We start from the raw sequence: 19,567 nt of genomic DNA, 5'->3' as shown, positions 1-19,567 counted from the left end.
AGGCCCGCACGCCCTCCGGGGCCTGGTCCCGGTCGCCCTGGCCGGCCGGAACCTCCCCGCCGGCCCGGCCCTCCCCGCCGACCGGGTCGGTCGGACCGGCCGGGCCGGCCGTACGGCCCGTCACCGGGGCACCCCGATCCTCGCGGCCGACGCCGTGTCGGCGACCAGACGGCCGTCGCGCAGCTCGACGCGGCGGGGCAGCTCGGCGGCGATCGCGCGGTCATGGGTGATGACGACCACGGTCGTGCCGGCGGCGTTGAGTTCGCGCAGCAGGGTCAGCACGGCGGCACCCGAGACGGAGTCGAGGTTTCCGGTCGGCTCGTCCGCCAGCAGCACGGACGGTTCCCCGACCACCGCGCGGGCCACCGCGACGCGCTGTCGCTCGCCGCCCGAGAGCTGGTGCGGCAGGTGGTGGACGCGGTGGCTGAGCCCGACCCGCTCCAGCGCCGCGGCCGCCCTGGCCCGGCGGCGGCGCACCGGGACGCCCGCGTAGAGCAGGCCGTCCGCCACCGAGTCGAGCACGGGGACGCCGACGGCGAGGTGGAACTGCTGGAAGACAAAGCCGATCCGGGTGGCCCGCAGGGCGGAGACCTCCCGGTCCGACAGGGCCGCCACATCGTGTCCTTCGACCAGCACCCGGCCGGCGGTGGGGCGGTCGAGACTGCCCATGAGGTTGAGCATGCTCGACTTCCCGGAGCCGGAAGGGCCGACGATCGCGACCAGTTCCCCCCGTTCGACGCGCATGCTCACGTCCCGCACCGCGGTCACCCCGCCCGGATAGGTCTTGGACACCGCGTCGAACTCCACGACCGCCGTCACTCCGGAATCCTCACCTTCATGCCCTCACGGATCGCGGGACCGCTGACCTCGACCCTGCCTTCGGTGAAGAGCCCGGTCCGCACGGCGACGAACCGTCCCTCCGCCGTCTCCAGGCCGTGCCCGCCCTCGGCCAGCGCGACCAGCGCGGAGACCGGCACACTCAGCACGTTCCTGGCCTGACGCCCGACGTACTCGACCGTCACCGGGCCGCTCTCCAGCTCCCCCGCGGCCCGCTGGTCCCGGAGCGCGACGGTCACCGGCACGGTCGCCCCGGCCTGTCCCGTACCGCCTTCGCCGCCGCCCTCGGGTGCCGCCGCCCGCTTGCCGATCGACGCCACCGTGCCCTCCACCGCCCTGCCGTCGGGCAGCTCGACCGTGACGGCCGCCCCGCGCACGGCCCAGGCGGCGTCCGCCGCCGAGGCGTCGACGATCACCTGCCGCGAGGTGCCGGTGTAGCCGAGGGTGTTCTCACCGACGGCCGACCCCGGCCGCCCGCCCGCCTGGCCGATGCGCACCGTGCCCGACGCGTAGATGACATCTCCGGCACCGACCGTGCCGGTCTGCGGCAGACCGAGTGACTTCTGCCAGCGCTTGACCGCCCGGGCCGTGCCGGCGGTGAACTCCTCGTCCACCGTGAAGCCGGTGTAGCCCAGGGCCGCCAGGTTCGACTCGAACTGCATGACATCCGCCCCCTTCGGATCCTGCGGCGCCGTGGCGGCCCCGGTGCTCCCGCCGTCGCCCGTGCCCGCGCTCTCACCGGTACCCGCGCCGCCACCCGTAGCCGCGCCATCACCGGTGCGCCCGCCGCCACCCTTGCCCGCGCCGTCACCGGTGCCCCCGGCCGCCGGGGTCCCCGCGGGGTCCGGGGGCTTTCCGCTTCCCTCGGTCCGCTGTCCACCGCTCTCGCCCGTGCCCCGGCCGCCGGCGCTCTTGTCGTCCGAACCGCTCTCCCGCGGAGCCGGTCCCAGATCCCGGTACATCGGCAGCGTGCCGTACAGGAGAATCACCGGACGGTCGTCCACCCGCAGCAGCGTGCCGCCGCGCCCCACCGTGCTGCCCTGCTCCGGCAGCCAGGTCACGGTGCCCACCGCCTTGACCGGCAGGGGCAGCTCCGTCCCGTAGCCCAGTTCGCCGTCCACCGTGGTGCGTTCGGTCAGGGTCTCCCGGGTCACCGGGACGAGCGAGCCGGACCGGGGCGGGACGGCCGGGCCCTCGTCCCCGCCACCGCCCAGCCCCAGCGCGCCGGCGACGGCGACCGCGGCCACCACGACCACGGCCGAGGCGATCAGCGCCGTACGGCGGCGGCGCGGCGGGGGCGGCGCGGCGGCCCCCACGCCCGCCCCCATGCCCGCGTCCTCGTCCGCTCCGTCGGTCCGCCTCACCGTCTCCGTCATCCGTCAGCCCTTGGCCGACGGCGGGACGGCGGGTACGCCGAGGACGGGGGCGCACAGCCGGGCGGCGCGCTTGGCACCGGCCGAACTCTGGTTCCACTCACCCGCGTTCTCGCTGTCGTAACCGTCCGGACCCGGCGCGGGGAAGTCGGGGGCACCGTTCTTCTGCATGCAGTCGGCGTAGTCCCTGCGCACCTTGATCTGTTCGGGGGTGAGCGGATTGAGCGACTTCTCCAGGCCCTCGGGGGCGGGCGGGTCGACCGACTCGCACTTCTTGACGGCCGCCAGGAACTTCGGGTCCTTCTTCAGGCCGCGCACGGTGTCGCCGTCGCCGAGATCGATCTCCCCCTTCTCGTCCGGGTCGTCGATCTGGACGCCGTTGTCACGCAGGCACTTCACCCAGGCGCGCTTGCCCTCGACATACGCGGCGAGATCGCTCCTGCCGCCCTCCTTGCCGGCCGCCGTGGAGGCGCCGCCGCCGGCCGTCGGGATCTTCGCGCCGCCGTCGTCGCCGCCGCAACCGGCCAGTGCGATCGCCAGGACCGGCGCCACTGCGGCCAGCAGTACCCGGTTCGTCCTCATCGGCTCTCCCGCTCCTCCCGTCGGCGCCCGGCCGCGGGTGCGGCGGGCGTGCCGACCGTAGGCCGGAGCCCATGAAGAACTCTTGAAGAACCTGTCAGCCGGGGATGCGATCGGCCGCGGTCGCCGGGGACTTACCCGCGCCGGCGCGTCCGGCGCGCCCGTCAGAGCAGTGCCGGGCCGTCCAGGGTCAGGGTGCCCGCGCCGGCGTCGAGCGTGGCGGGCACGCCGAGCGGGACGGTGAGCGAGGTCGGGCCGTGGCCGAAGCCGAAGTGCTCCACCAACGGCACCCCGAGCCCGCCCAGCCGGTCGAGCAGGGTGGCCCGGACGGCCGGGTGGGCGCCGCAGCCCTCCCAGGTACCGAGCGCCACCCCGGCCACCCCGGCCAGCCACCCGGAGCGCAGCAGCTGGGTCAGCATCCGGTCGAGCCGGTACGGTTCCTCGCCGGTGTCCTCCAGGAACAGCAGCCCACCGGCGGCGGAGCCCCGGGCGCCCCGGACGCCCGCCTCGGCGGCGAGCAGCGCCAGACAGCCGCCCAGGGTGACCCCGTGCGCCCGGCCCGGGACCAGCGGCCGGGCGGCGGGCGGGGCGAGCACCCGGACCGACTCGGGGGCGAACAGGGTGGCCCGCAACGACTCCTGGGTGGGGCCGTCCTTGAGGAAGGCGACCGTGCCGGTCATGGGCCCGTGCAGGGTGGCGAACCCCGCCCGGACGGCGAACGCCTCATGGAGCGCGGTCACATCGCTGAAGCCGACGAACACCTTGGGGCCCGCCGCCCGGATCGCGTCCCAGTCGAGCAACTCGGCCGTCCGCTGGGCGCCGTAGCCGCCCCGGGCACAGAACACCGCCGCCACCGAGGGGTCGCACCAGGCGGCGGTGAGATCCCCGGCGCGGTCCTCGTCGGTGCCCGCCAGATAGCCGAACTCCGGGTGCACATCGCGCACATGGGGCATCACCACCGGCTGGAGACCCCAGCTCCGCAGCAGGTCCGCGCCCGCCCACACCCGCTCCTGGAGCACCGGGCCGCTGGGCGCCACGACGGCCACCCGGTCACCGGGGCGCAGCCGCCGGGGGCGTACCGGGTGTACCGGCGGAGCACCCGCCCCGGTGGCCGGCCGGCCGGCGGAGGACCGGCCGGCCGTGGCCGGTCCTCCGCCGCCCCCGGCCGCCCCGCCGGTCCCGGTCCTCCCTCCGGCTCCGGGCTTCCCGCCCGTCCCGGCCCCGGGTGTGCCGGTCATGTCCGCAGCTCCAGCGGCGGCACATCGTCCCGGTCGATGCCGAACACCTGCACATACAGCGCCATTTCGGCCTCCAGGGCGCGGATCACGGTCTCCGCCCTGCGGAAGCCGTGACCCTCCCCGGGGAAGGCGAGATAGGCGTGCGGGACGCCGCGACCGGCGGTGCGGGCGAGGAACCGCTCGCTCTGCGTGGGCGGGCAGATCACGTCGTCCAGCCCCTGGAGCAGCAGGAAGGGCGCGGTGATCCCGTCGACGTGCTCGATCGGCGACCGTTCCCGGTAGCGGCCCGGCACCTCCTCGAACGGCCCGATGAGCGACTCCAGATAGCGCGACTCGAAGTCATGGGTCTCCCCCGATCCCCAGCCGTCGAGGTCCAGCACCGGGAAGAAGATGGTGCCGCAGGCGTAGACCCCGGTGGTGGCGAGGGAGGCGGCGGCGGTCCAGCCCCCGGCGCTGCCACCCCGGACGGCGAGCCGCGCCGGGTCGGCGGTGCCCTCGGCGGCGAGCGCCTCCGCCACGGCGGCGCAGTCCTCCACGTCCACCACGCCCCACTGCTCGCGGAGCCGGTTGCGGTAGGCGCGACCGTAGCCGGTGGAGCCGCCGTAGTTGACCTGCGCGACTCCGATGCCGCGCGAGGTGAAGTAGGCGATCCCCAGGTCCAGGACGAGCGGGGCGTTGCCGGTCGGGCCGCCGTGCGCCCACACCACATAGGGCGGCAGTTCGTCGTCCGGGGCGACCCGGTCGGGGTTGTGCGGTGGGTATATGTGGGCGTGGATCTCCCGGTTGTCCGGCCCGGTGAAGGTACGGATGTGGGGTTCGGGATAGTACGCGGGGTCGACCGCGTCCCGGTGCGGGGAGCCGATCACCCGGGTGCGGCCGGTCCGGGTGTCGAGCTCCACCACCTCGTAGGCGCTGCGCGGGCTGGCGGCCACGCCGACGACCCGGGTGCCGTCGGCGGCGAGCCCGGGCGCCCACTCGGTCCACGGGCCCGGGGCGTCGACCAGCTCGCCGGTCTCCGGGTCGAGTATGCCCAGGCTGGTGGCGCCCCGGCCGTGGACCACGGCCACGGTGCCGTCGGCCAGCGGCTGGAACCAGCTGAGCCCGATCCGCCAGAGCGGGCCGCCGAACTCCTCGGCCCGGCCCGGACAGAGCGGGACGGCCTCGTCCGCGCCGGGGCGCAACCGGTACGGCTCCCACCAGTCGCCGGCGTCGGAGAGGTAGAGCAGCGAGCCGTCCGGCGCCCAGTCGGCCTGGCACACCGACTCCTCGGGACCGCCGGCCACCTGGCGGATCCCGGTGAACGGTCCTTCGGCGGTGACCTCGCCGGTCAGCACCAGGGTGCCGTCCCAGGGCATCCGGGGGTGGTCCCAGGCCAGCCAGACGGCCCGGCGGCCGTCCGGCGAGAGACGCGGTCCGGTGACGAACCGGTGGCTGTCGTCGGTGAGTTCGCGGATCGCGCCCCGGTCGCCGGCGGCCGAGCCGTCCAGCGGTACGGCGGCGGCGACCCGGCGTACGTCACCCGGCCCCGCACCGGTGAACTCCTCCAGTACGCACCAGACCTCGCCCCGGTCGGCGTGGATGACCGGGTCGGCCCAGCGCAGTCCGCCGCTGGTGGCGGAGAGGGGGGTGAGCGGCCGGGGTTCGCCGTCGCCGCCCGGCTCATGGAGGTAGAGCCGCTGGTCGGGGAAGTGGCTGAAGACCAGCAGTGGCCCGGCCTCCCCGGGGCGCACCGCGCCGGCCCAGGGCTGCCCGCCGTACTCGATCACCCGGCTGCGTACGTCCCAGGGGGCGGGGAGCAGCGGCTCCCCGGTGCCGTTCGGGAGCCGGCGGACCAGGGCCCGGCGGCCGCCCTCGGCGGGGCGCGGCTCGGTCCACCACACCTCGTCGCCGACGACTCCGACGTAGTCGGGGCGTCCCGAGTGCGCGGCGGCGAGCGCCGCGTCGATGGGTGACGGCCAGGCCCCGTAGGTGCCCGTGGGTACCATGAACATTTTCCCCTTACGTCCCGGTGTTCCGCGTGGTGCTCGTGGTCGGCGTTGCTCAGGAGCCTTCAGGAGTCTCCGGGAGCACTCCGGAGTGCTGAGGAGTGCTCACGAGTGCTCCTGGAGTACTCGGAGGCGCTCAGGCGTGCCCGGGCGTACGCGCCGGCGGCTCCGCGCAGGCGCGGCGATCGCGTGGCGCTCGCGTGCCGCGCCCGTGGTGCCCGTCGTGCCCTGTGCCCCGGTGCTCGTCGTGCTCTGTGCCCCGATGCTCGTCGTGCTCTGTGCCCTGATGCGTGTCGTGCCCTGGTGCTCGTCGTGGCCGCTCCCCCTCGTCCCTCGCCCCGCCCGCCGCCGGCTCCGGGCCGTTACCCGGGGCACGCCCGGCTCAGGCGTGCCGCAGGAAGTGGTCCAGGACCCGTACCCCGAAGTGGAGCGCGGTGACCGGGACCCGCTCGTCCACGCCGTGGAAGAGCGCCTGATAGTCGAAGCCGATGGGCAGTTGGAGCGGTGAGAAACCGTAGCCGGTGATGCCGAGCCGGGCGAACTGCTTGGCGTCCGTGCCGCCCGACATGCAGTACGGCACCACATGCGCGTCCGGGTCGAAGCGCTTCAGCGCCTCGGCCATCCGCGCGTACGTCGGTGAGTCGACCGGCGCCTCCAGGGCGATCATCCGGTGCTGGAACTCCCAGTCCACGTCCGGCCCGGTGAGCTGGTCCATGGTGGCGGTGAACTCCTCCTCGCCGCCCGGCACGAACCGTCCGTCGACATGGGCGGTGGCGGTCCCGGGGATCACGTTCACCTTGTAACCGGCTTGCAGAATGGTTGGATTGGCGCTGTTGCGGATCACCGGCTCGATCAGCGCGCCGGCGTGGCCCAGCTTGGCGAGGATCGCGTCCGCGTCGAAGTCCGGGTCGTCCGGGTCGATGTCGATGCCGTACAGCGCGGCGGTCTCGGTGAGCGCGGCCCGTACGGTCGGGGTGAGGCGGACCGGCCAGCGGTACTCCCCGATCCGGGCGACGGCGGCGGCCAGCCGGCTCACCGCGTTCTCCCGGTTGACCTTGGAGCCGTGTCCGGCCCTGCCGTCGGCGGTGAGTTTCAGCCAGCCGGTGCCCCGCTCCCCCGCGCCCACCGGGTAGAGCGCCAGATCGGGACCGGCGTGGAAGGTGAAGGCGCCCGACTCCCCGATGGCCTCGGTACAGCCCTCGAACAGCTCGGGGTGGTGGCGGGCGAGGAACCCGGAGCCGTCGACGGCGCTGGCCTCCTCGTCGGCGGTGAAGGCGACCACCACGTCCCGGCGGGGCCGGACGCCCCGGCGGGCCCAGTCGCGGACCACCGAGAGGATCATCGCGTCCATGTTCTTCATGTCGATGGCGCCCCGGCCCCAGACCATGCCGTCCCGGATCTCGCCGGAGAACGGGTGGACGGCCCAGTCGTCGGGGTGGGCGGGCACCACGTCGAGATGACCGTGGACGAGGAGGGCGTCGGCGGACGGGTCGGTGCCCGCGATCCGGGCGACCACATTGGTGCGGCCCGGGGTGCGTTCGAGCAGAACCGGTTCCAGACCGGCCCCGGTGAGCCGCTCGGCGGCGTACTCGGCGGCCGGCTGCTCCCGGCAGTCGCCGCCGCCGTGGTTGGTGGTGTCGATCCGGATCAGCTCGGAGGTGAAGGTCACCACCTCGTCGAGAGCCTGGTCGCCCGGACCGTCGTTCCCGGGGGCGCCCGGTCCGGAGACGCCGGCGGGGGTCGTGGGACGTGTGCTGTCAGCCATAGTGCTCCTCCACCGCTGCCGAGACGATCGTGGTGACCGCCTTGAAGGTGCGGATGGCCTCGTACATCGTCCCGCAGGTGTAGGCGACGCGCCGCTCGCCGCGGACCGCCACCCCGGGTACGACGGTGGCCGCCGCGGCGAGGTGCTCCGCGTCGAACTCCACCTCCACGGTGAACGGTCCGCCCCGCACCGGTTCGTACCGTACGGCCAGCGCGGTCGCCTCCTTGGCCGCGGCACGGATGTCGGCCGCCGTACGGGTGGGGGTGCGGCAGACCGCCGCGTACCGGGAGACATGGTCCTTGACCGCCACCTTGCGGGCCTCCGGGGCGTAGCCGAGGGCGTCCTCGCAGGTCAGGTCGTCGCCGGTGACCAGGACGACGGGCACGCCGTACTCCGCGACGACCCGGGCGTTGAGCGCGCCCTCGCTCGCCCGGTCGCCGTTCAGCCAGACACCGGTGATCGAATTGGCGAGATACGTGTGGGCCAGCACGCCCTCGGTGCCGGCCCCGGTGTGGTAACCCACGAAGGCGATCCCGTCCACGTCCCCGTGCTGGACGCCCTCGACCATGGAGAGCGTCTTGTGCCGGCCGGTGATCATTTCGGCGCGCTCGTCCAGCCGCTCCAGCAGCAGATTGCGCATGGTCCAGTGGGCCTCGTTGATGAGCACCTCGTCCGCGCCGCCGTCGAAGAAGCCCAGGACGGCCGCGTTCACATCGGAGGTGAACAGGGCGCGGCACCGCTCCCACTGCGGGCTCCCGGGGAGGACGTCGGCCGGCCAGGTCACCCCGGTCGCACCCTCCATGTCGGCGCTGATCAGGATCTTCATGCGTCCCTCTGTTCCCGGCCGTCCCACCGCCGAACCCCGCCCGGCGGCTCCGGCCCGGGGCGGCGGCCTCGTCAGTCTCGGCCCGGCGCACCCGCCCTGTCCAGCATGCGAACCGGTGACGGACCCGGCACGGGCCGGGGCCCGGGTACGCGCTCGCGCCCGCCCGGGCCCCGGCCTTCCGGGCTCCCCGGGACCGGGCGGCGGCCCGGGGTCCGTCATGCGAATGGCCGCCGTCCGGTCGCCCGGGGGCGGCGGCCGCCCCAGGCTCGGAGGGCAGCCGGACGGGCCGGACGGAGCGCCCGGCGGGCCGGACGGGCCGGACGGCTTCCGGACCGGGCAGCCGGAAGAGAGGGTGACCCATGAGCAGTACGTCAGGCGGCCCCGCCGCTCCGGGCCGCCGTACCCCCCAGGGGGCGGCGGCCCACGCCCACGCCCATCACGAGGGGGCCGGCGGACCGCATCGCGAGGAGAGCCCCTGGGCGCTCGGCGGCGCCATGTTCGCCGGGGTCCTGCTGCTGGTGCAGGGCGTGCTCGGGATGCTGGTCGGGGTCGCCGGGATCGGCCGTGACGACGTGTACGGGCGGCTGGGCGAGTACGTCTTCAAGTTCAGCGTCCCGGCGTGGGGCTGGATCCACCTGGTGCTCGGCATCGTGCTGGCGGTGGTCGGCGCGGGCATCCTGCGCGGCGCGCTCTGGGCGCGGGCGGCCGGGGTGGCGCTCGCCGCGCTGGCCGTGATCGCCGACTTCATGTGGCTGCCGTACTCGCCGGTCTGGGCGGTCGTCTCCATCGCCATCGGGGTCTTCGTCATCTGGGCGCTCTGCTCGGAGCGGGGCCCGGCCGCGCTCTGACACCGGTCCGCCGCGATGCCGCCCCCGCCGCCGTCCGGGCCGCCGGAACCCTCCGGGCCCGCCGCTCCCGACCCGCACGGCCGCCCGGGGTCCGCCGCCTCCGGCGCGGGCGGCTCCCCGCGGCCCGACGCGCCGTCCGCGCGGCGGCGGCTGCTGGTGCTGGTGGTGCCGGCGGTGCTCGCCGGGGCGGGGGCGGCACTGGTGCTGCTGGCGGTGAGCGTGGTCGCCGGCCGGCTGGAGGATGCGCTCTGGCGGGCGCTGCCCGGGGCGCTCGGGGTCTCCGGGGCCTCGGCCCCCTGGATCTTCGGGACGCTCTGCGCGACCGGGGTGGCGGTGGGCCTGGTGGTGTGGCGGTTCCCGGGCGGGACCGGGCCCGATCCGGCCACCCGGGGGCTGATCGACCCGCCGCTCCCGCTCCGGGTGCTGCCGGGGGTGGCCGTCGCGGTCGTCCTGGGCCTGGCCGGCGGGGTCAGTCTGGGTCCTGAGAACCCGGTCACCTCGCTGAACATCGCGCTGGCCTGCGCCCTCGGGCTGCGGGCGCTGCCCGGGGTCCCGGTGGCCGTCTGGGCCGGTCTCGCGGCGGCCGGCACCATCGGGGCGCTCTTCGGCACCCCGGTCGCGGCGGCCCTGGTGCTCTCCGAGGCGATGGACCCGCGCGATCCCCGGCCGCTCTGGGACCGGCTCTTCGCCCCGCTGGTGGCGGCCGGGGCGGGCGCGGTGACCACGGTGCTGATCGACGCCCCGGTCTTCGCCATGGACCTGCCGCCCTACCCGGGCACCCGGCCGGCCGACTGCCTGGCCGCGCTGGTGATCGCCACCGCCTCGGCCGCCGTCGCGCTCACCGGCGCCTACGCCTTCCCGTACGTCCACGGCGCCTTCCACCGGCTGCGCCACCCGGTGCTCCGGCTGACCGCCGGCGGCGCGGTGCTGGGCGCGCTCGGCGTGCTGGGCGGGACGCTGACCCTCTTCAAGGGCCTGGACCAGATCCGGGAGCTGGCCGCCGATCCGGCGGGGCACGGCCCCGGGAACCTGGCGCTGCTCGCGGTGGTGAAGCTGGCCGCGCTGCTGGTCGCCGCCTGCTGCGGGTTCCAGGGCGGCCGGATCTTCCCCGCCGTCTTCACCGGGGTGGCGCTGGGGATGCTGGCCCACGCCCTGGTGCCGGCCGTCCCCCTGGCGCTCGCCGTCACCACCGCCGTGCTGGGGGTGCTGCTGGCGACCACCCGGCAGGGCTGGCTGAGCCTCTTCGTGGCCGCCGCGCTCGCCGCCGACCTCACCCTGCTGCCGCTGCTCTGCGTGGCCGCGCTGCCCGCCTGGCTGCTGGTGACCGGCCGGCCGGTGATGGTGGCCCGGCCGGCCGCGCCCGGGCCCTGACCGGCCCCTGACCGTCCGCCCCGCGCCAGGCCTCCGACCGGCCGGTACGCCGGTGTGCCGGGCGCGTACCCGGTGGCGGGCTCGCCCGCAGGGCGCTCGGCCCCGTACCGCCGGTCCCGTACCGCCCATGCCCGCGCCCCGCCGGTACGCCGCCCGGCCCCGCGTACCCGTACCCCGCTCGCTCCGCGACGCGGTCCGCTCAGTACTCGTGGCCGAGCTGGAGGTCGCGTTCGGTGCGCCCGCCGCCCGCCACCCGCAGCACGGTGGCCACCGGCGGGTAGCCAGCGGCGATCACGGTGTACTCGCCGGACGGCAGATCGACGAACCGGAAGGTGCCGTCCACGCCGGTGGTGAGGGTGGCGACCACATTGCCGGCCGCGTCGAGCAGAGTGACCCGGGCGTCCTCCACGATCCGGCCGCCGTTCGCCCGTACGGTGCCGCGCAGCACCGCCCCACCGGCCAGTTCGATGTCCTGGCGGGTCTCCCGGGCGGCCTGCACGCTCACCGGGAGGGCCGCGGGCCGGAAGGCGGGGGCGCTGGCGGCGAGGGTGTACTCGCCGGCCACCAGCTCCCCGATCGCGTAGCCGCCGTCCCAGCCGCTGCGGGTGGAGGAGACCACCTCACCGCGTACATCGGTGAGGGTGACGGCGGCGTCCCGGACCGGGGAGCCGTCGGCGGTGACCACGGTCCCCGCGAGCCGCCCGGCGCCGCCGAGCAGCACATCGAGTTCGACGGCGCGGTCGTCCACGGTGACCTGGACGGCCTGCGGCTGGTGCCCGCGGGCCGCGCCGATCAGGACGTACGCGCCCGGCCCCGGCACGCTCAGCGCGTACCGTCCGTCCTCCTCGCTGGCACCCCGCCCGACCTGCCGGCCCCGGTCGTCGATGAGGGTCAGCGCGGCGCCCGGGACCGAGCTGCCGTCGTGGTGCAGGACCGCCCCGCGCACCGCGATCCCCGGCGGCGGGGCGGCGGCCTCCCGGGCCGCCGGGAGCGGCCCGGCGGGGAGGGTGAGGTCCGGAACGGTCACGGTGACCGCGCCGGGGGTGTCGGCTGCGGGGGCGTTCTGGGACACCGGCGGTTTCTCCTTGAGGAAGAAGGCGAGGAACAGCCCGAGCACGAGGACCGGGACGAGGTAGAGGAAGATGCGCGGCATCGCCTCCGCGTACGCCTGGATGTAGCCGTCGCGCAGCGCGGGCGGCAGAGCGTGCACCACCTCCGGGGTGATCGACTCGGGGTCGGGCAGGCCGGTGGTCCCGCTGGGCAGCCTGCTGTCCAGCGCGCGGTCGAGGCGGGCGGCGAAGAGGGTGCCGAAGACGGCGGCGCCCATGCTGCCGCCGATCTGCCGGAAGTAGTTGTGGGCGCTGGTGGCGGTGCCGACGTCGGCGGGCGGTACGGAGTTCTGCGCGGCGAGGATGAGCACCGGCATCACCAGGCCGAGGCCGATGCCGAGCACCGCCTGCCAGATGCCGGAGTACAGCCGGGGGGTGCCGGCGTCCAGCCGGGAGAGCAGCCACATGCCGAGGAGCGAGAGCGCGATGCCCACCACCGGATAGACGGTGTAGTGGCCGGTACGGGTCATCAGCCGGCCGGCGACCATGGAGGCGCCCACCAGCCCGGCCATCATCGGCAGCACCAGCAGCCCGGACGCGGTGGCGCTCACCCCGTCGACCATCTGGAGATAGGTCGGCAGATAGGCGGCGGCGCCGAAGAGCGCCACGCCGGTGACGGCGCCGACCAGGTTGGTGACGGTGAAGACCGGGTCGCGGAAGAGGCGCAGCGGGATCAGCGGTTCGGCGGCGCGGCTCTCCACGGCGACGAACAGCAGAATGGTGCCGGCCGCGCCGCAGAGCAGTCCGACGATCACCCGGGAGCCCCAGGCGTACTCGGTCCCGCCCCAGCTGGTGAGGAGCACCAGGCAGGTGGAGGCGGCGGTGAGGAACAGGGTGCCCAGCAGGTCGAACCGGCCCCGGGCGGCCGGCCGGGGCAGCCGGAGCACCGCGGCGACCACGGCCAGCGTGACGACGCCGAGGGGGACGTTGAACCAGAAGCACCAGCGCCAGGAGGCGTGGTCGGTGAAGAAGCCGCCGAGCAGCGGCCCGGCCACCGAGGCGAGGCCGAAGGCGGCGCCGATGAGCCCCATGTAGGTGCCGCGCCTGCGGGGCGGGACGAGGTCCGCGATGATCGCCTGCACCCCGATCACCAGTCCGCCCGCGCCGACACCCTGGACGGCCCGGAAGGCGATCATCTCGTTCATGGTGCGCGACCAGCCGGCCAGCGCGGAACCGATCACGAAGACCACGATGGCGAAGAGGAAGGCGCCCTTGCGGCCGTAGAGATCGCCGAACTTGCCGTAGACGGGCAGGGTGACGGTGGCGGTCAGCAGATAGGCGGTGATCGCCCAGGACATCCGGTCCAGACCCTGCAGTTCACCGACGATCTTCGGCAGGGCGGTGGCGACGATCATCTGCTCCAGCGCGGCCAGCAGCAGCGCGAGCATCAGGGCGAGGAAGACCACCCGCACCCGGCGCGGTTCGAGTTCCGGCCCGCCGGCCGGCGGCTCGGCGCCCGGCGGCCCGCCTCGCGCGGGGGTGCCGGGGGCCGGCGGGTCCTCCACCGGTACGCCGTTCAGCAGTGTGCTCGCACCCACGAAACCGCTCCCCTCGCCGCGCGCCCGCACCGCGCCCGTCGGTCGGCGTGACGCGGCGTCATTCTTCGCATCGGGCGCCGAGCGGGAGCAAGCGGGGCAAGGCGGGGAACGCGGGGCCTTCCGGGGGTGACGGGGCGCCGGCGGGACCAGGCATCCGGCGCCGAACAGGCGTTATCCCCGGGGCCCGGCATACCGGCCGGGGGTCCGCCGACCGTGGAACCGGGCCGGAAGACCACCCGAATCGGTGATCTGCGGGACGGGCCGGGTGCCGCTCCGGACCATCCGGCGACGGGAACCGCCCCCCCGGACGCCGGCCGTCCGGGGCCAGGCGCGTCCGGGCGGGCCGTCCGGCGAATCCGCCGCCGGACGCGGGGGGGGGGGCCCGGCGGCCCGGGCCCGCCCCGCCGCCCTTCCGTACGTCCGGTTACTGCTCCGTCTCGGCGGCGAGCTTGGCCAGCACCGCGTCGTAGATGCGGCCGAGGCCCTTGGGCGCGAAGGTCTTCTCGAAGAAGCCGCCGATGCCGCCGGCGCCGTTCCAGACGGTGGTGACGACGACCCGGGAGCGGCCGGTGCCGGCCGGGGTGACGGTCCAGGTGGTGACCATGGAGGAGTTGCGGTCCTTCTCCACGAGCTGGCCGTCGGTCGGCTCCGACACCTCCAGCAGACAGTCCCGGACGCGCTTGCTGGTGGCCTGGAGCTTCCAGTGCACCAGGGTGCCCTCGCCGTCGCCGCCCTCGCGCACCTCGTACTCGCTGAAGTGCTCGGGCAGCAGCTTCGCACGGGTGCCCCGGTAGTCGGCGAGGGCGTCGAACACCTTCTCCGCGTCCGCCCCGATGACCCGCTCCGTCGTGGCCTCGACCTGCGCCATGCCCTGTCCTCCAGCGCTCGTTCCCGGGCCGTTCCCCGGGGTGGGGCACCAGCCAACCACCCGGGCCCGGGCGGCCCAAATCCGGGTCCGGCCGACCGGACGCACCCGGCCGCCGGGCCGGCCCGGCGGCGCGCTCCGGGCGCGGCCCAAGCGATCATGGGAACGTTTGTTCTATTCTGGCGCTCCGCACCACCGAGGAGGCGTCCATGCGCTGGGACAACCTGAGCGACCACCCGGCCGCCCCCGCCGTTCCCGCCCTGTTCGACGCGGAGACGGTCACCACCCGCACCTTCGACACCCCCGAGTTCCGGGGCGTCACCTTCCACGAGGTCCGGGCCCGCTCGATCGTGAACCGGGTGCCGGGCGCGTCCCGGGTCCCGTTCACCTGGACGGTCAACCCCTACCGGGGCTGCACCCACGCCTGCGTCTACTGCTTCGCGCGCCGGACGCACGGCTATCTGGACCTGGACACCGGGCTCGGCTTCGACTCGCAGATCGTGGTGAAGGTCAACGCCCCGGAGCTGCTCCGCCGGCGGCTGGCGGCGCCCGGCTGGCACGGCGAGCACATCGCCATGGGCACCAATGTCGACTGCTACCAGCGGGCCGAGGGCCGGTACCGGCTGATGCCCGGCATCATCGGCGCGCTCACCGAACACGCCAACCCGTTCTCGGTCCTCACCAAGGGCACGCTGATCCTGCGCGATCTGGACCTCCTGGTCCGGGCCGCCGGGGTGACCGAGGTGGGGGTCTCGGTCTCGGTGGGCTTCACCGACCCGGAGCTGTGGCGGACGGTCGAGCCGGGCACCCCCTCCCCGGAGCGCCGGCTGGACGTCGTACGGGCCCTCACCGACCACGGCTTCGGGATCGGGGTGCTGATGGCGCCGGTGGTGCCGTTCCTCGGCGACCGTCCCGAGCAGTTGCGGGAGACCGTCCGGGCGATCGCCGCCGCCGGTGCGACCTCGGTCACACCGCTGGTGCTCCATCTGCGGCCCGGGGCGCGGGAGTGGTTCATGGCCTGGCTGGGGCGCCACCACCCGTATCTGGTGGCGCGGTACGAGCGGCTGTACGCGGGCGGCTCCTACGCCCCCACCTGGTACCAGCGGCGCATCACCCGTCAGGTGCACGAGCTGGCCGACGAGTTCGGCATCGGTCCCGCCCGGCGGGGCGCGGCCCGCCACCCGGCACCCGGTCCGGCAGCCGGAGGCACCGGTGGTGCCGGTGCCGGGGGCCAGGAGCCGGAACCGGCCGGGCCGACCCAGCTCACGCTGCTCTAGGCCTGCTCCGGGACGGGAGGCCGGAGGATCCCCGCGCGCCCGGCGCCGTACGGGATTGCCGGCGGTATGGGAGAGGATGTCCGTCATGACTCCGCCCACCCACCTCACCCATGTGCGCGCGCCCGAGGGCATCGCCCCCGGCGACGGCCACAGCCATGTCGTCTGGGGCAGCGGCCGGTTCATCGCGATATCCGGCCAGACCGCCCTGGACGAGGCGGGTCGGCCGGTCGGCGCGGGCGACCCGGCGGCCCAGGCGGGGCAGATCTTCGCCAACCTCGCCCGCTGCCTGGCGGCGGCGGGCGCCGGTTTCGATGACGTGATCAAGCTGACGTACTACGTCACCGACGCGGCCCATCTGCCGGCGGTGCGGGCGGCGCGGGACGCGGTGATCGACCCGGCGCACCCGCCGGCCGGTTCCGCCGTCCGGGTAACAGCGCTGGCCCGGCCGGAACTGCTGCTGGAGATCGAGGCGTTCGCCGTCCTCCCGGAGGGACCCCGGCCGCTGTAGCGACCCCGCGCGCCTGCCGGACACCCGGACCCGGGCCCGGTCCAGTGCCACCCGCCGCCGCGCCCGATCCGGTGGCACCCGCTCCGGACGCGGGTACCGGTGCGGTCACACCCGCTCCGGTGCGGTCGCCACCGCTCCCGCGCCCGATCCGGTCGTACCCGCCCCCGCGCCCGATCGAGTCACACCCGCTCCGGACGCCACGCCGGTCCGGTCCCGTCACACCCGCTCCCGCGGCCCGAGCCGGTCCGCGTCCGCCGCCGAGCGCCGACCCGGACCGGCCCCTGTACGGCGCACCCGCCGCCGGGCGCCGGCCCGACCCCCGGGCATCGGCCCGGGGCCCGGTCCGGTCCGGCCCCGCCTCCCCCGGGTGCCGGCCGCTCACTCCGACGCGGCGTCCTCGCTCTCGTCCTCCTCCGGCAGCCGGGCCAGCGCCTCGGTGGCCGCCCGGGTGAGGCGGGGGTGGCGCAGGGCGGCGCGCAGCACCGGGCGGGCGCGCGGGTCCCCCAGCGCGCCCAGGCCCTCGGCGCAGGCGAGCGCCACCCGCCAGTAGGGGTCGCCCACCGCCGCCAGCCGCCGTTCCAGCACCGTGATCAGCGCCGGTACGGACTCCGGGGCGCGCAGCGCGGTGAGCAGCCGTACCGGGGTCAGCGCATAGCCGACGCGCAGTTCATTGGTGGCGAGCGCGGCGGCCGCGCGGGGCGTGCGCGGGTCACCGAGCCGGGTGAGGGCGTGGGCGGCGGAGACACAGCGCTCCGGATCGCGGTGGTTGAGGAGCAGCACCAGCGGCTCGAAGGCCCGCCGGTCGCCGGCCAGCCCCAGCCGGAAGGCGGCCGTCTCCCGCGCCCAAAGCGGCTGTCCGGGCGCGGTGAGGACGCCGGCGAGCCGCTCGGTGTCCCCGGTGGTGGTGAGCCCTTCCCAGCCGGGCGAGCCGCCGGCCTCGTCGCGCAGCCGGTCGATGAGCGAGCGGAACTCCTCGTCCTGGGTCTCGTCCATGGTCGTCAGTATCCGGCGGGAGCGAGAGCCGGATCACAGAAATCCGGCGATTGCCCGGGACTGGCGCGCTCGTTACCCGCCGGTTAATCTCTGATGAGCGGGATTCACCCGGGCGGGCCACACCCGCGCGGTGTCTTCCGCGTCGCGGGGCGACCGCCCCGCACACCCGTGGGGCCTCCGGCCCCGCTCCCCTCGTGGCGGCCTGGTGACGCAGCCGCCGCGAGCGCCGTCGGTTCGGCAAAGCGGCAGTGCGCACCTCGGTGCGGTACGGCAGTGCAGTACGGCGTGGCCCCGGGACAGGGTCCGTCGCCCCTCTTCACCGCGCCTGCGCGGCGCCCCGCTCCGCGCTCTCGCGGCTCCGCGACCCGTCACCCCTCCGCGTGTGTCCGGCTCTTCCCGGACCGCTCCGGACCGCCCAGGTTCTCGTCTCACCCCTTCCGTGCCGCACGCGCTCCGTGCCGTCACGCGATGCCGGGTGACGCGCCGGCCGGGGCCGTGTCCGCGGCACCTCCGGCCGGTTCCCGCGCGCCCCTCATCAGTCGTCACCCCACTCTGGAGTCCCCTGATGGACACCCCTCTCTCCACCGTCGCCGTCGTCGGTCTCGGCACCATGGGCGCCGGTATCTCCGAAGTCCTCGCCCGGGCCGGCCGCGAGGTGATCGGCATCGACATCAGCGAGGCCGCCACCGCCCGGGCGACCGCCGCGCTGGCCGCCACCACCGCCCGGTCGGTGGCCCGGGAACGGATCACCGAGGAGGAGCGGCGCGACATCCTCTCCCGCTTCCGCGTCTTCACGGATCTGCGCGCCGCCGCCGGCGCCGACCTGGTGATCGAGGTCGTGCCCGAGTCGTACGAGCTCAAGCAGCGGGTCTTCCGCGAGCTGGACGCCGTGGTCCGCCCGGACACCATCCTCGCCACCGGCACCAACGCGCTCTCGGTGACCCGGCTGGCCGCCGAGTCGGCCCGCCCGGAGCGCGTGCTCGGACTGCACTTCTTCAACCCGGCCCCGGCGATGAAGCTGGTGGAGGTGGTCTCCTCGGTGCTCACCTCGCCCGCCGCCGTCGCCGCCGTCACCACCCTCACCCAGGAGCTGGGCAAGGAGGCGGTCGCGGTCGGGGACCGGCCGGGCTTCGTCGCGGACGGGCTGCTCTTCGGCTATCTCAACCAGGCCGCCGCGATGTACGAGTCCCGGTACGCCTCCCGGGAGGACATCGACGCGGCGATGCGGCTGGGCTGCGGACTGCCGATGGGCCCGCTCGCCCTGCTGGACCTCATCGGCGTCGACACCGCCCGGACCGTGCTCGACGCCATGTACGCCGCCTCCCAGGACCGGCTGCACGCGCCCGCGCCGATCCTGCGGCAGTTGAGCGAGGCCGGGCTGACGGGCCGCAAGGCGGGCCGGGGCTTCTACACCTACGAGGCCCCCGGCAGCCCGGTGGTGGTCCCCGACCCGCTCACCCCGGCCGTCCCGGCGCCCGGTTCGGCGGCGGACCCGGGCGGCGGCACCCGGGAGATCCGCTCGGTCGGCGTGGCCGGGTCCGGCACCATGGCGAGCGGCATCGCCGAGGTCTTCGCCAAGGCCGGGTACGCCGTGGTGCTCGCCGCCCGGTCGCCGGAGAAGGCCGAGGCGGCCCGGGCCCGGATCGCGGCCTCGCTGGACCGCTCGGTCGCCAAGGGCCGGCTGACCGCCGCCGCGCGTGACGAGACGCTGGCCCGGATCACCCCGGCCGGCTCGCTGGACGCCTTCGCCGGGGTGGACCTGGCGCTGGAGGCGGTGGCCGAGGACCTGGAGGTGAAGCGGGAGCTGTTCGCCACCCTGGACAAGGTGTGCCGGCCCGGCGCGATCCTCGCCACCACCACCTCCTCGCTGCCGGTGATCGCCTGCGCCCGGGCCACCTCCCGCCCGGCGGACGTGATCGGGATGCACTTCTTCAACCCGGCGCCGGCCATGAAGCTGGTCGAGGTGGTGCGTACCGTGCTCACCTCCGACGACGTGCACGCCACCGTCCGGGAGGTGACGGGGCGGATCCGCAAGCACCCGGTGGACTGCGGTGACCGGGCCGGGTTCATCGTGAATGCGCTGCTCTTCCCCTACCTCAACAACGCGATCAAGATGGTCCAGGAGCACTACGCCTCGCTGGACGACATCGACGCGGCGATGCGGCTGGGCGGCGGCTATCCGATGGGCCCGTTCGAGCTGCTGGACGTGGTCGGGCTCGATGTCTCGCTCGCCATCGAGAAGGTGCTGCACCGGGAGTTCCGCGACCCGGGTCTGGCGCCCGCGCCGCTCCTGGAGCATCTGGTGGCCGCGGGCTGCCTGGGCCGCAAGACGGGGCGCGGTTTCCGCGAATATGCCAGGCGCTGAGGCGTACGGGGAGTGGGGAGGGCTGCTCGGTCCGCCGGGCGGCCCGTCCCGCCGGGCGCGGCCCGACCCTCGAATGCAGTACGTTTCAGG

15 protein-coding genes are annotated in these 19,567 nt (G+C 75.3%); 5 read left to right on the top strand and 10 right to left on the bottom strand.

All coding sequences use genetic code 11. From position 1 onward, the window contains the following. Positions 1-120: 120 nt before the first annotated feature. From NX801_RS23245 to NX801_RS23215, 7 genes are all read right to left on the bottom strand, one after another. On the bottom strand, positions 121-819 hold the full coding sequence (locus NX801_RS23245; protein WP_258789814.1) for an ABC transporter ATP-binding protein: 699 nt from the start codon (positions 817-819) through the stop codon (positions 121-123). Then, on the bottom strand, positions 816-2,213 hold the full coding sequence (locus tag NX801_RS23240; RefSeq protein ID WP_258789813.1) for a peptidoglycan-binding domain-containing protein: 1,398 nt from the start codon (positions 2,211-2,213) through the stop codon (positions 816-818). Before NX801_RS23240 ends, NX801_RS23245 begins: the two co-directional genes overlap by 4 nt. A gap of 3 nt (positions 2,214-2,216) precedes the next feature. After that, positions 2,217-2,792 (bottom strand): hypothetical protein, encoded by a 576-nt coding sequence (locus NX801_RS23235; protein ID WP_258789811.1) that lies wholly within the window; start codon positions 2,790-2,792, stop codon positions 2,217-2,219. 161 nt (positions 2,793-2,953) lie between these two features. Then, a complete protein-coding gene (locus tag NX801_RS23230; protein ID WP_428986207.1) occupies positions 2,954-3,826 on the bottom strand; it encodes a S66 peptidase family protein in 873 nt (290 codons plus the stop codon). A 197-nt stretch (positions 3,827-4,023) separates the two neighbouring features. After that, positions 4,024-6,012 (bottom strand): prolyl oligopeptidase family serine peptidase, encoded by a 1,989-nt coding sequence (locus NX801_RS23225; protein WP_258789810.1) that lies wholly within the window; start codon positions 6,010-6,012, stop codon positions 4,024-4,026. 382 nt (positions 6,013-6,394) lie between these two features. Continuing rightward, positions 6,395-7,777, bottom strand: a complete 1,383-nt coding sequence (locus NX801_RS23220; RefSeq protein ID WP_258789809.1) for a M20/M25/M40 family metallo-hydrolase — start codon at positions 7,775-7,777, stop codon at positions 6,395-6,397. Beyond that, on the bottom strand, positions 7,770-8,603 hold the full coding sequence (locus tag NX801_RS23215; RefSeq protein WP_258789808.1) for a M55 family metallopeptidase: 834 nt from the start codon (positions 8,601-8,603) through the stop codon (positions 7,770-7,772). The genes NX801_RS23220 and NX801_RS23215 overlap by 8 nt, the downstream gene beginning before the upstream one ends. Before the next feature lie 494 nt (positions 8,604-9,097). Between NX801_RS23215 and NX801_RS23210 the strand changes: the two genes are divergently transcribed. Next, the gene (locus NX801_RS23210; RefSeq protein ID WP_258789867.1) at positions 9,098-9,451 is read left to right on the top strand and encodes a DUF7144 family membrane protein; all 354 of its coding nucleotides are present in this window, start codon (positions 9,098-9,100) and stop codon (positions 9,449-9,451) included. 15 nt (positions 9,452-9,466) lie between these two features. After that, positions 9,467-10,822: an ion channel protein gene (locus NX801_RS23205; RefSeq protein ID WP_258789807.1), complete on the top strand. Its 1,356-nt coding sequence runs from the start codon at positions 9,467-9,469 to the stop codon at positions 10,820-10,822. 199 nt (positions 10,823-11,021) lie between these two features. On the opposite strand, the gene NX801_RS23200 is transcribed toward NX801_RS23205, so the two are convergent. Together NX801_RS23200 and NX801_RS23195 are read right to left on the bottom strand one after the other, a co-directional pair. After that, complete coding sequence (locus tag NX801_RS23200) at positions 11,022-13,469, bottom strand: MFS transporter (protein ID WP_258789806.1); 2,448 nt, start codon at positions 13,467-13,469, stop codon at positions 11,022-11,024. A gap of 424 nt (positions 13,470-13,893) precedes the next feature. Beyond that, on the bottom strand, positions 13,894-14,337 hold the full coding sequence (locus NX801_RS23195) for an SRPBCC family protein (RefSeq protein ID WP_258789805.1): 444 nt from the start codon (positions 14,335-14,337) through the stop codon (positions 13,894-13,896). 206 nt (positions 14,338-14,543) lie between these two features. Here NX801_RS23195 and NX801_RS23190 point away from each other — a divergent pair, with 206 nt between their 5' ends. Together NX801_RS23190 and NX801_RS23185 are read left to right on the top strand one after the other, a co-directional pair. Continuing rightward, complete coding sequence (locus NX801_RS23190) at positions 14,544-15,611, top strand: Rv2578c family radical SAM protein (RefSeq protein ID WP_258789804.1); 1,068 nt, start codon at positions 14,544-14,546, stop codon at positions 15,609-15,611. Positions 15,612-15,696: 85 nt separating this feature from the next. Further along, positions 15,697-16,119, top strand: a complete 423-nt coding sequence (locus tag NX801_RS23185; protein ID WP_258789803.1) for a RidA family protein — start codon at positions 15,697-15,699, stop codon at positions 16,117-16,119. Positions 16,120-16,497: 378 nt separating this feature from the next. Here the strand turns inward: NX801_RS23185 and NX801_RS23180 are convergent, their stop codons facing one another. Beyond that, positions 16,498-17,112: an adenylosuccinate lyase gene (locus NX801_RS23180; protein WP_258789802.1), complete on the bottom strand. Its 615-nt coding sequence runs from the start codon at positions 17,110-17,112 to the stop codon at positions 16,498-16,500. 565 nt (positions 17,113-17,677) lie between these two features. Between NX801_RS23180 and NX801_RS23175 the strand changes: the two genes are divergently transcribed. Further along, positions 17,678-19,477, top strand: coding sequence for a 3-hydroxyacyl-CoA dehydrogenase family protein (locus tag NX801_RS23175; RefSeq protein ID WP_258789801.1), 1,800 nt, complete (start codon positions 17,678-17,680; stop codon positions 19,475-19,477). The last annotated feature ends 90 nt before the right edge of the window (positions 19,478-19,567 follow it).

It is taken from the genome of Streptomyces pyxinae, from assembly GCF_024756275.1.
Classification (GTDB): Bacteria; Actinomycetota; Actinomycetes; order Streptomycetales; family Streptomycetaceae; genus Streptomyces; species Streptomyces pyxinae.
Note: the sequence above shows the minus strand (reverse complement) of the source record. Positions and strands in the feature narration are given on the sequence as shown.